Source organism: Pseudomonas sp. (assembly GCF_036404235.1).
Taxonomy (GTDB): domain Bacteria; phylum Pseudomonadota; class Gammaproteobacteria; order Pseudomonadales; family Pseudomonadaceae; genus Aquipseudomonas.
The window spans coordinates 1-11,716 of the sequence record NZ_DASWOT010000073.1; the positions used below are offsets into that span (position 1 = coordinate 1).

At 57.1% G+C, this 11,716-nt stretch carries 10 protein-coding genes; 1 reads left to right on the forward strand and 9 read right to left on the reverse strand.

What is annotated here, in order from left to right:
- Positions 1-13: 13 nt before the first annotated feature.
- A complete protein-coding gene (locus tag VGC62_RS08850) occupies positions 14-1,216 on the reverse strand; it encodes a pyridoxal phosphate-dependent aminotransferase (protein ID WP_331186697.1) in 1,203 nt (400 codons plus the stop codon).
- A gap of 493 nt (positions 1,217-1,709) precedes the next feature.
- Between VGC62_RS08850 and VGC62_RS08855 the strand changes: the two genes are divergently transcribed.
- Positions 1,710-2,837 carry a GGDEF domain-containing protein gene (locus VGC62_RS08855; RefSeq protein WP_331186740.1) on the forward strand — a complete coding sequence of 376 codons (1,128 nt, stop codon included), beginning with the start codon at positions 1,710-1,712 and terminating at the stop codon, positions 2,835-2,837.
- Positions 2,838-3,296: 459 nt separating this feature from the next.
- Here the strand turns inward: VGC62_RS08855 and msrA are convergent, their stop codons facing one another.
- The 8 genes from msrA to VGC62_RS08895 all read right to left on the reverse strand — a co-directional run bounded on the left by msrA (position 3,297) and on the right by VGC62_RS08895 (position 11,716).
- Entirely contained in the window at positions 3,297-3,803 is a 507-nt protein-coding gene (msrA, locus tag VGC62_RS08860; protein ID WP_331186698.1) for a peptide-methionine (S)-S-oxide reductase MsrA, read from the reverse strand.
- A gap of 133 nt (positions 3,804-3,936) precedes the next feature.
- On the reverse strand, positions 3,937-4,662 hold the full coding sequence (locus tag VGC62_RS08865; RefSeq protein ID WP_331186699.1) for a dienelactone hydrolase family protein: 726 nt from the start codon (positions 4,660-4,662) through the stop codon (positions 3,937-3,939).
- A 229-nt stretch (positions 4,663-4,891) separates the two neighbouring features.
- The gene (locus VGC62_RS08870; protein ID WP_331186700.1) at positions 4,892-6,481 is read right to left on the reverse strand and encodes a gamma-glutamyltransferase family protein; all 1,590 of its coding nucleotides are present in this window, start codon (positions 6,479-6,481) and stop codon (positions 4,892-4,894) included.
- A 15-nt stretch (positions 6,482-6,496) separates the two neighbouring features.
- The gene (gene oxlT, locus VGC62_RS08875) at positions 6,497-7,774 is read right to left on the reverse strand and encodes an oxalate/formate MFS antiporter (protein ID WP_331186701.1); all 1,278 of its coding nucleotides are present in this window, start codon (positions 7,772-7,774) and stop codon (positions 6,497-6,499) included.
- Between the two features lie 419 nt (positions 7,775-8,193).
- On the reverse strand, positions 8,194-9,072 hold the full coding sequence (locus VGC62_RS08880) for a F0F1 ATP synthase subunit gamma (protein ID WP_331186702.1): 879 nt from the start codon (positions 9,070-9,072) through the stop codon (positions 8,194-8,196).
- Entirely contained in the window at positions 9,069-10,610 is a 1,542-nt protein-coding gene (locus tag VGC62_RS08885; RefSeq protein ID WP_331186703.1) for an alternate F1F0 ATPase, F1 subunit alpha, read from the reverse strand. The genes VGC62_RS08880 and VGC62_RS08885 overlap by 4 nt, the downstream gene beginning before the upstream one ends.
- Positions 10,607-11,431: a F0F1 ATP synthase subunit B gene (locus VGC62_RS08890; RefSeq protein WP_331186704.1), complete on the reverse strand. Its 825-nt coding sequence runs from the start codon at positions 11,429-11,431 to the stop codon at positions 10,607-10,609. The genes VGC62_RS08885 and VGC62_RS08890 overlap by 4 nt, the downstream gene beginning before the upstream one ends.
- A 3-nt stretch (positions 11,432-11,434) precedes the next feature.
- Positions 11,435-11,716 carry a F0F1 ATP synthase subunit C gene (locus VGC62_RS08895; RefSeq protein ID WP_331186705.1) on the reverse strand — a complete coding sequence of 94 codons (282 nt, stop codon included), beginning with the start codon at positions 11,714-11,716 and terminating at the stop codon, positions 11,435-11,437.

The following is an 11,716-nucleotide window of genomic DNA, read 5'->3' on the forward strand; positions in this document are numbered from 1 at the left end:
TCTGAAAAGGGTGTTACTTGAGCATCTGTACGGCATTACGCACTCGTGCGCAGCCTTCGATAATCGATTGCTCATCGCTGGCAAACGACAATCTCAGATAGGGCGACAGGCCATAGGCCGCTCCGCACACCGTAGCGACGCCCGCTGCCATCAAACAATGCTCGGCTACGTCTTGGTCATTGTTAAGAACCTTGCCCCCAGGTGCTGCTTTGCCGAGCAGATTCTCGACATTGAGGTAGACGTAAAAGGCACCATCAGGTTTGCAGTAGGAGACGCCTTCAATGCCTTCCAGGTGTTCGAGCATCAGGTCGCGACGTCGGGCGTAGGTCGCGGCCATAGTTGCGATGGGCTCTTGAGTCCCTGCGAAAGCGGCCACTGCGCCAGCCTGGCTGATCGAGCTTGGACAGGTGGTTGATTGCGACAGGAGTTTGCTCATCGCCTGGATCAGCGGCTGAGGTCCGGCACCGAAGCCAATACGCCAGCCTGTCATGGCATAGCCTTTGGAGGCGCCATTGATGATCAACAGGCGTTTCTTAAGCTGTGGCGCGACTTTCAACAACGACTGATGTTTGACGCCGAACACAAAGTGTTCATAGATTTCATCGGCCATTACCAGAATGCTCGGATAGCGCTCAAGTACAGCCGCCAAGGCTCTCAGCTCGTCTTCGGTATAAACCGCGCCGGTAGGGTTGTTTGGATAATTGATGACCACCCATTTGGTTTTTGCTGTGATAAAGGCTTCTAACTCGGCGGGCAGCAATTTGAATCCATTAGCCTGCTGACCTTTGATTACAATCGGTTTGGCCTCGTGCAATACCGCCAGATCAGGATACGAAACCCAGTAAGGTGCATGAATGATAACTTCATCGCCTGGGTTTAACGTCGCAGCGAAGGCATGAAAAATAACGTGTTTGCCCCCACACCCCACCACGATTTCATCAGCGGTGTACTCAAGGCCGTTATCACGCTGCAATTTGGTGATGATGGCCTGGCGCAGAGCCAGTGTGCCTGGGGTTGCGGTGTAATGGGTGTCTCCCTTTTGCATCGCCTGGGCGGCGGCTTCAATGATGTGGGCGGGTGTGTCAAAGTCTGGTTCACCCACTGTCAGATTGACGATATCGCGCCCTTGGCGCTTGAGTTCTTGAGCGAGCGTGTTCGCGGCGATGCTGGGGGAAGGGTTAATGCTCTGAACCCGATCTGACAAATAAGTGGACATGTATCAATGCTCCAATAGGCCTTTTGCGGCCAGTGCGTTTTCAATCCAGGTTTGTTATGGGGGGCGCGACCTCACGCAGAACGTTAATCCGTCCCGCAACAGCCAAGCGATGAGGTGGGAGTACGCTGATTTCGCGCTAGGCATGACACCTTCTTGACGCGTGACCAGTAGTGGCTGCCCATACTAGACAGAAGATATGCACACTATTAGCGATATTTATTTATATTAATTAATACTTTTAAGGAATGTTTCAAATAGCGTCTTATCGTGCCTGTGACAAGGTTGCTTTGGTGCTCACTCTATTGTCGGACGCAAAATCCGATGAGCTAGCAGTGTTGGAGGAGGGCCACAACAGCAACGAGCATGGCTAGATCGCTGTCGGAAGGGGAGGCGATAAAGATAATCCGTGAGCGGGCATTGGAGTACGTTATTCCGCTGTTCGCGATGATAGCGGGATGCCACAATGGTTTTTTGTCGTGGTCGGGCGGATCAGATGGATTGCCTTGGGTTTCAGTGTGCCTCAGATTCTTTTATCGCGCAGCAGGTACGCGTTGACCGGTTGCAGCAGTTATTTCTTCAATCGGTGTATGCGGCAGGCGGCAGCTATATGGGCGCAGTCATGCTGTGCTGGTTGTGTTGGGATCGTTTTGAGCACGGTGCCGTTGCTTGGTGGTTGTCTTTGCTGACAGTTTCAACGTTGTTGCGTGTAGCGATGTTTGTTGCCTATTTTCGCGGCCCCAAGCATGAACGCACGCCGCAACGCTGGGAGTTCACCTATTGGTTCACGCTGGTGCTATCGGCAGGCGTCTGGGGGATAGGCGCGTTAGCGGTGATGCCAGCGAACGACCTGTTGGCGCAGGCCCTGGTCATGTTGTTTACGGTAGGGATGTCGGTTGCAGCGGTGTCCTGCTACTCGGCCTATCGGCGCATGACCTTAGTGTCGATGGCGTTAGTGTTACTGCCGTGTACTGTCTGGCTGCTGTTTCAATCGTCAGTGATGCAGGTGGGGATGGCATTGTCGGTCCTGGTCTTCGCTTCTTTTGTGGTCAGCGCGACACGCAAACTTTCTGACGCACTGGAGCAAGCGTTTCGTTTAACCCGTGAAATGGAGCGGGCGCACAGTATTTCCACCCATGCCGCACAGACCGATGAGCTCACGGGCCTTAAGAATCGCCGTGCTTTTTTTGAAGGCGCCCAGCAGTTGTACAGCGACTGCAGGCGTACCCAGCGGTCATTGTGCGCATTGATGTTGGACATGGATCACTTCAAGCACATCAACGACACACACGGTCATCAGGTGGGGGACGAAGTGCTGCGTCAGATTGGCGTGGTCATTGCCGCGTCCTTTCGTGCCGCTGACCTCCACGGTCGGCTGGGTGGCGAGGAGTTCGCTGTTCTGCTCCCTGATACGTCCATGGAAGTTGCCCTGAGTATTGCCGAGCAGTTAGTTCAGACTATTGCTCAATTGAAAAACGAGCCAGTCCACAGTATGACCGCCAGCCTCGGTGTGGCTTTGATGCAGCCCGACGATAAAGACCTGTACCACTTGATGAACCGTGCCGATAAAGCGTTGTATGGCGCTAAAGCGCGAGGACGTAATCGAATCGCTGTCGCGGAGTAACTGTTCTCAACGAACCCTCTATCTTTCTGCGCGCGTTGACGTAGATAACTCGCTCGTTCCCTTAGCCTAAGCCGGGGGAATTGTCGCGAGGATACCGATCCCAATTGTTAATGCCAAAAATCCAACCAGAATAAATGCGAGCTTGGCCATAGTTCCCCCTGAGCGATTAGTGTGCGGGACAGCGAAGCAGAGTTATTAATCAGGTCGGTCCCGCAAGTCCCTGATGGCAACGCTATTGTCGGCCAGGAACTGTTTTCATTACAGACGCAGGTAGGGAAGAAAAATACGGATCAGTGTGGGCTGCACCGAAAAGAAAGTCGGTTAAACACCCAAGCAGTTCATCTTGTATTTATTTTGTGCAGCCGGGTGTTGTGTTGATCGATGTTTGAATCAATCGCCTGTAAGGGCGATTGATTTGCCGGGTAAGTAAGCCTTGATACGAACGATCTTCCAATATTGTCAGCCCCGCACTGGCAGCTTCCAGTTCGGCCGAATGAAGTGGCAGGTGTAACCGTTGGGAATGCGTTCCAGATAATCCTGATGCTCAGGCTCTGCTTCCCAGAACGGACCGGCCGGGGCGATTTCGGTGACTGCCTTGCCAGGCCAGAGACCCGACGCGTCGACGTCCGCCACCGTGTCCTCGGCCACACGCTTTTGCTCGTCGTCAAGGTAGAAGATTGCCGAACGATAACTGACGCCGATATCGTTGCCCTGGCGGTTGGGTGTCGACGGGTCGTGGATCTGAAAAAAGAACTCCAGAATCTGCCGATAACTGATCTGGCTTGGGTCAAATACGATCTCTATCGCTTCTGCATGCGTACCGTGGTTGCGATACGTCGCGTTGGGTACATCGCCGCCGCTGTAACCGACACGGGTGGAAATCACCCCAGGGTAGCGTCGCAGTAGATCCTGCATGCCCCAGAAGCAGCCACCCGCGAGCAGGGCGGTTTCGGTTTGCGTTGTCATGTTTCAATCCTCTCAATCAGTGAGCTGGTCGCTGAAATGCTTCAATCGTCTGACGTTATTTGATGCTGACCGTCAGAAACGCATTCTGGATTAGCGCACCGTCGGTCAATGCATTGGCCGAGGCGATCAGGTGTCAATCATTCCACAGGGTTTTGCCGAAGAAGGTCAGCGTCCGATCCCAGGCCAATTGAGCCCAGACAGGGTCGTATTGAGTGCCTGGAATGCGTCCGAAACCGACAGCGGTTTCGTTGGCAAACGCATGGTGGGCCAGGTAGCGATGGAATTGTGCATTCACGCCGCCTGCTTTTAATTTAGCCTCCAGTTCGTCGACGATTTCGGGCGCGAAGAAGATGTCCTGGTCCGCCCAGTGTGCAAGCACCGGCACCTTGATAGCCTTGGCATCAAGGTATTCCAGCGGAGGGCAACCGTACCAGACCACCCCGGCCGACAACTCGGGAATGGCGTTAAGGGCAAGCAGCGTCAACGCGCCGCCCATGCAGAAGCCGGTCACGGCAACCTTCTGGCTATGCCCTTTGAGGTATTGCACAGCGCCGCGAATGTCTTGGGTCGCCGCGTCGCTGAAGTCCAGCTCGCCCATCAAGTGGTGCGCTTCTTCTTCCTCGACCGTCGACTTGCCGCGATACAGATCCGGTACCAGCGCCAGATAACCTGAGGCCGCGAGGCGGTCGGCGACGCCACGGATTTGATCGTTCAGGCCCCACCATTCCTGGATGACTACAATCGCCGGGGCGCCTTCGGTTTTTTCCGGGCTGGCCAGATAACCGTTGACTTGCTTCCCGTCGGGACGGCTATAGGTGATTGTTTTTCCGGTGCTGGGCAGGGTCGATGCATGCGTCATGATGGCCTCCTGTTGATTAACGATCTGACTCGATGAAGTGCGCACCAGCATACAACGAAGTGTTGCTGCTGGCGCTCACCTCAACCGACCAGATTGAGCTTCAACCATCGTTCGCCGCATTTGATTGTGGGCGGTCTAAACGCCGAAGGCGGTTGGCGTCTTTTTGTTTGCTGCGGTGATCATGCTGCTGCGAGGGTAGCGTGTTGATAACCTACAACCCCTGTCTGGCTTAATAGCCTGCTGCCGCGCCGTTGCTGCGCGGATCGAAGGCCCCTTCAAACGTGCCGTTCGGCAAGGCCACCGCCGCCCCGGCATGGCCCATGGTTTCGCTGAATGCCGGCAGGATTTCCACCTCATGGCCGCGCGCTTCAAGCTCGGCAACCACTTCTGGTGCAATGCGTGATTCGAGCTTGAGCGTATCGGTGGTGTCACCCCAGGTTCGCCCCAACAACCAGCGCGGCGCTGTTACCGCCTGCTGCAAGGGTTGGCCGAAGACCGCGTATCGGCTGAATACCGCCGCTTGCGTCTGTGGTTGGCCATCGCCGCCCATGGTGCCGTAGACCAGGGTCCGGCCGTCATGCAGACGTGCCGCTGCCGGGTTGAGCGTGTGAAAGGGTTTTTTGCCGGGCAGTAGCGCCAGCAGGTGAGTGGCATCAAGGCTGAATGAAGCGCCGCGGTTCTGCCAGTTCAAGCCGCTGGCGGGTAGAACGACGCCACTGCCGAACTCGTGATAGATGCTCTGGATAAACGAAACCGCCAACCCGCTGCTGTCGATGACGCCCATCCAGATGGTGTCGCCCGGTCCTTTGCCTTCACCCCATGTCGCGGCGTGCAACGGATCGATCCGTTCGGCCAGGTCTTGCAGGTAATCCGGTTCCAGGCAGGATTGTGGTTCGATGCTCATATGCTCCGGGTCGGTAATGTGCGCATCACGAACCGCAAACGCCAGTTTGGTCGACTCCACCAAGGTGTGAATATGATCGGCGCTGTCAGCCTCGAACTGACTGAGCCCTGCGTGATCGGCCACGCCCAGAATCAACTGCGACACCAGCCCCTGGCTGGGTGGCGGCAGATTGAACACAGTGCCTGCGCTGTGCTTGAGTTCCAGGGCGCGCACGCGTTTGGCGCGGTATTTGGCCAGGTCCTCACGGGTGACTGGCGCACCCAGCGCCTGCAAGTCGTTGGCGATGGAGTCTGCCAAAGCGCCACGATAGAAGGTGTCTAGACCTTGCTCGGCCAAGGTCTTCAATGTGACGGCAAGGCGCGGCTGTTTGAACAGGCTGCCTGCGACCGGAGGCGCGCCGTCCTGCAAAAATGTCTCGGCGAACCCGGGGATGTCCTGCAGCTCGGCCTGCTTGGCAGAGGTGGCCATATACTGCGAAGGCGTCACCGGAATACCGTCCGTGGCGTAGTGGATAGCATCGGCGAGCAAGCTCGGTAACGGCATGCTGCCACCCCGCTCGGCAGACACCGCCAAGGCTTCCTGCCATCCGCCAACCGTTCCGGCTACGGTCAAGGCCGCAGCGGCGCCACGAATCGGAATTCGCTTCATCCCGGTATATCGTTCCAGAGTCGCCTGGCTGCCCGCCGGACCGCTGGCATCAATGGCCACTGGTGGGCCTTCGGGTGGCACGATCAACCAAAAACCATCGCCGCCCAAACTGTTCATGTGCGGATACACCACCGCAATCGAAGCCGCTGCTGCCACCATCGCTTCGATGGCGTTACCGCCTGCTCGCAATACCGCCAAGGCCGATTGCGCCGCCAGGCTATGAGGTGCGACGGCAATACCGCGTGCCGCCAGAGTCGTGTTAAGCATTGGAAATCCTTTTTGTCACAGGCTACGGGCGTTTTTCATCAGCCAGTTGCTGCGCATACGTTTGAGAACAAACAGCGCCAGTGCGGCAGTAATCAGGTCGAAGCAGATCGCCACGCTGAAGACCGGTATCCAGCTCCCGGTTTGCTGATGCAGAAGGGCCGCGACAGGGCCGCCAAAGATTGAACCGATGCCCTGCGCCATGTAAAGGAAACCATAGTTGGTCGTGGCGTTGCGGGTGCCGAAGGTGTCGGTCAGCGTCGAGGGGAACAGCGAGAAGATTTCTCCCCAGCCCAGAAATACCACGCCCGACAGCAGCACGAACAGCACTGGGTTATCGCTGGTCAGTAGCCACAACGTCATGGCGATACCTTCAAGGAAGAAGGCGAACGCCATGGTGTTTTCCCGACCCCAGCGGTCCGAGATCCAGCCAAACAGCGGCCGGGTCAGGCCGTTGCAGATGCGATCGATCGTCAATGCCAGCGGCAGCGCGGCCAGGCCCATCACCATGACACTGGTCATGCCGAAGTCCTTGGCGAAGCTTGCCATCTGCGATGTGACCATCAGGCCCGAGGTCGACATCATGGTGAACATCGCGAACATCAGCCAGAAGATCGGCGTCTTGAGCATCTTGCTCGGTGGCACATCCGCTACTGCTTTGCCCAGCGTAGGCAGCGGTGTTTCGGCGAGTTTGGCCGGTGGCTGACGCAAAAACTGCGACGCCAGCAAACCCACCACGCCGAGGATCAGGCCGAACGTGATCAGGGTCGTTTCCATGCCCGCGCTTTTCAGGCTGTTACTGATGGGGAACGTCGTCAGCATCGCGCCCATGCCGTACCCGGCCGCCACGGCACCGGCCGCAAGCCCCCGACGATCCGGAAACCATCGCACCATCAAACCGACAATCCCCACATAAACGATGCCGGTGCCCAGCCCACCAAGCAGGCCATAACTGAGATACAGCGAGGTCAACGAGTCAGCCTGGCTGGCCAATACCCAGCTCAGTCCGGACAGCGCACAACCGGTGGCAATCAATTTACGTAAACCGAAGCGGTCAACTAAATAGCCTTGAGCCGGTGAAAAGAACGTTTGCAGAATAATAAGCAAGGAAAAGGTTACTTGCACTTGCGCCAACGATGCGCCAAGTTTTTCAGTCAACGGTCCGGTAAATAATGTCCAGACATACTGCGGGCTGGAGATCGCCATCATGCATATCATGCCAATCACAAGTTGGTACCAGCGTGAGCTGAATGCCTTGGCCTTTAGCGGCTCTAGCGTAAGTGTGGTGTTATCCATCAATGACATTCCCGATTCAAGTGACAATGATTCGGGATTTTGCAAGTCGCATGCCAATTATTATTTGTGGGTTGTTATGAATAATTTGAACGTAACTAAGTTGAGTGGGGGAAGTGCTGTTTAGCCGTAAATTACGTCAATTAACGATAATGACGGATACAGTAGATACTTCCGCGTTCATGGCAGAATAAATAATTTAAAACAGTCAGAAGGTATAACGCTAATGTCGTGAAGGTTCCCACTGTACGCTTGAGCGCAGTGTGCATCTAGCGCTAGTCAGACATAAAGTATCGGCTAAAGGACAACCGCAAAATCACTGCGCCAGACCTCGCACCAAAATGAGTCTGCAGGGTGCTAACGCGCGCTTTGCCGGTGCTCCTACGTCAACGCGACAGTGTTGTACGGCAGCGCAGCAGAAGTTAAGGCTTGCCCAGCGCCTCAAAACCAGACACCACATCGAACAACTCTTCATCGATTGCGCTCTGGCGCAAGCGATGGAAGTCCCGGTTAAGGTCTTCCAATTGTTCGCCTATGTTTTTCTCAGCCCGTTGCATGGCCGCCAGGCGGCTGGCGTTTTCACTGGCCAGCGATTCGGCGCAGGCGCGAAACAGCGAGACAAACAGATACTCGGCAATCAACGCGGGCAATGTGTGCTGCACGCCATTGATGACTTCAGGCAGGTTGTTGGACGGCCAAGGCATGGCCGCCAGATTGCTCTGCCAGGTGTGGTCCAACGGCAACAGCCGCAGGCTGGCCGGTTCATAAATCGAGCCTGACTTGGGACGGTTGTGAAACAGGTAGACCTGGGTAATTTCACCCTGCTCGCGACGGGCCTGCATTTCCAGCAACACGTGGCTGATCAGTGGCGTGATTTCATTGATCGAGGTCGGCAGGGTGAAACTTTGGCCCAGGGGTAAATCGCTGTCGGTCAGGCGCGACTGAATGCGTTCGCCGACCGCCCAAACCTTCTTTTTGCCCGGCAGTTTGTCCAGCGTATCGATGACGAACTCAACCAGCAGATCGTTGAACTGGCCGACCAGCCCCTGATCCGAACCGAAGACGATGGCACCAATGGTGCCTCCCTCCTTGTGCATGTCTTGCCCGCCTGCGCTCGCCCGATCCTTGAAGCACGCCGCCAGGCCCAGTTGCACGGTGCGGTAATAATCATCCAGCGAACTCACGGCGCTTTCATATTGACTGATGCTTGAGGCGGCTACGGCTTTCATGGTGCGCACCACCGATTCAAGGTCGGTGGCGCTGGTGATCTTGCGATTCAGGCTGGCCGGGGTTTCGCTCATGGTGCCTTCCCGGCAGGGGGTACAAAGCTTGCCAGGGTATCGCGGGCGATCTGGATGACTGTCGCCCGATCAGCGTCACTCAACTTGTCTGCCCCGCCAAAACGCGCACTGATCTGGGTCGGTATTGTCGCTGCGGCGGCGTGTATGGCCTGTTCGGCTTGCGCCATCTGCCCGAGCGGTACGTCATCGAAACAGCCAGCGGTCAGTGCCAACAGCACGGTTATCTGTTCGGCCACCGACAGCGGGGCGAATTCCTGTTGTTTGAGGCAGGCACGAATGCGTAATCCATGTTCAATCAGCTTGTGAGTGTCTTCATCCAGGCGGGCACCGAAGCGGGAAAAGGTTTCAAGCTCTTCGAACTGGGCGTAGGCCAGTTTCAGGTCGCCAGTGACGGAACGATAAACGGCCAGTTGCGCCTTGCCGCCGACACGGGAAACTGATTTGCCAACATCCACTGCCGGGAGTACGCCCAGCTCGAAGAGCGCAGGCGAGAGGAAAATCTGCCCGTCAGTGATGGAGATCAGATTGGTCGGGATGTAGGCGGATATATCCTGGGCCTCGGTTTCAATGATCGGCAGCGCCGTCAGCGAGCCACCCCCCAGTTCAGGGCGCAAGCGAGTTGCACGCTCCAGCAGGCGCGAGTGTATGTAGAAAATGTCTCCGGGAAAGGCTTCGCGACCCGGTGGCCGGCGCAGCAATAGCGAGAGTTCCCGGTAAGCGCGGGCATGGTGGGTCAGATCGTCGTAGATCACCAGTACATCACGGCCCTGTTCCATGAAGTACTCAGCGATGCTGGTCGCCGCATAAGGCGCGATGTAGGTCAGGCCAGGAGGATCATTACCCTCGGTGACGACGACGATCGTATAGGCTAATGCACCCTGTTCACGCAGGGTAGCAATGACCTTGGCGGCGCCTGACGCGCGTTGGCCGATGCTGCAATAAATGCACAGCACGTTTTGATCGTGCTGATTGAGGATCGTCTCGATGGCAATCGCCGTTTTGCCGGTTTGCCGGTCACCTAGAATCAGTTCGCGCTGGCCGCGCCCGACCGGGATCAATGCGTCGATGACCTTGATGCCAGTCTGCAAGGGCGCGGTCACCGGCGAGCGATCCATGATGTGCGCCGCAGGCCGTTCGATGGGCAGGCGTGCGCTGGTCAGCAACGGGCCCTGACCATCCAGCGGCCGCCCCGTAGGGTCGATGATCCGGCCAATCAGGCCATCGCCGACCGGCACATCCACCACATGTCCGCAGCGCTCGACCTCATCGCCGGCTTGCAGCGCCCAGTAGTTGCCCAGCAGCACTACGCCGATTTCGTGTTCATCGACATTGAACGCAATGCCGTAGACATCGCCCGGAAATTTCAGGAGTTCCTCAAAGCCCACACCGGGCAAGCCGTTGACCATGGCAATGCCAGAGGCGACCCCGATAACCCGGCCCGTTTCCCGGGGTTGCAACTGCGCCGAGAAAGACTCGCGCACCTGACCGATATCGGCGAAGGCCGACTCCAGAGAGTCCTTGAGAGACTCGCTACTCATGACACTTGCCCTTCTTTTGAGCCAGCGTTTTGTTCCGCTGTCAGTGGCTCGGCGGTGGGCTGCTGCCTGGCTGCCAGCAGTTCGCTGATGCTCCTTTGCATCTGCGCCAGATACTGGGCAATGCTCCAGGCCACTTTTTGCCCCGAGGTGCTCAGTTCAATACCGCTCACCAGGTCCGGGGCGATTTCGAACTGGACGTCTCTGGCCGTGTCTGCCAGTTCGTTGATCGCGGCGTGTAGGGCGCTGCGCTGTGCCTCTGGCAAGTCAAAGGCACTGCGCACGATGACCGGCTCTGTCGAGGCCTTGAGTGCTGTGAGCAACGCTGGTTTTTCCTCGGGGTTCAAAGCCCGCAAGCGCCCGATAAAGGTATCGACCATTCGCTCTTCCAGAGTCGCCCCTGCCAGGTCTTCGAGGGTCTTGCGGGCAATGGCGAAGACTTCATCCTGGGTGCGGCGGCCGATTTCGCTGGATAGGCTGCGGGCTTGGTTTTGCAGATTTTCCTGTTGCTTGGCGTTCAGGTCCGTGGCGTCCTGGCGCGCCTGGTCGAGCAGGCGCTGACGTTGCGTGTTCGCCTCGCCGGTTGCCTGCTCCAGCAGGCCGGCGCGCTCTTTGTCGAAGGCCAGGTTCTTGTTCAGGAACTCATCGCGCGCCGCGTTGGCTTCGGCTTTTTTGGCCTCGGCATCGGCCAGTTGCGCTGCAATACGTTGCTCGCGCGCATCGATGGCCGCCAGGATCGGGTGGTAAAGAAAGCGCTTCAACAACCACATCAGTATCAGGAAGTTGAGCACTTGGGCCGCGACAGTGAACCAGTCGATGAGCATGATTTATTTTCCGGCGACCTGGGTAATGGCGAAATTCCAGAACGGGTTGGCAAACAGCAGAATCATCGACACCACAAAGCAATAGATCGCCACGGACTCGACCATCGCCAGACCGACGAACAGGGTCCGGGTGATGGTCGCCGCCGCATCGGGTTGCTGCGCCAATGAGCTTAAGGCTGTCGCCACGGCACGCCCTTCACCCAGCGCCGGGCCGATGCTGCCAATGGCGATGGTCAGGCCGGCGGTAATGATGGAGGCCACTGCAATAATCGTCATGCTGTCCAT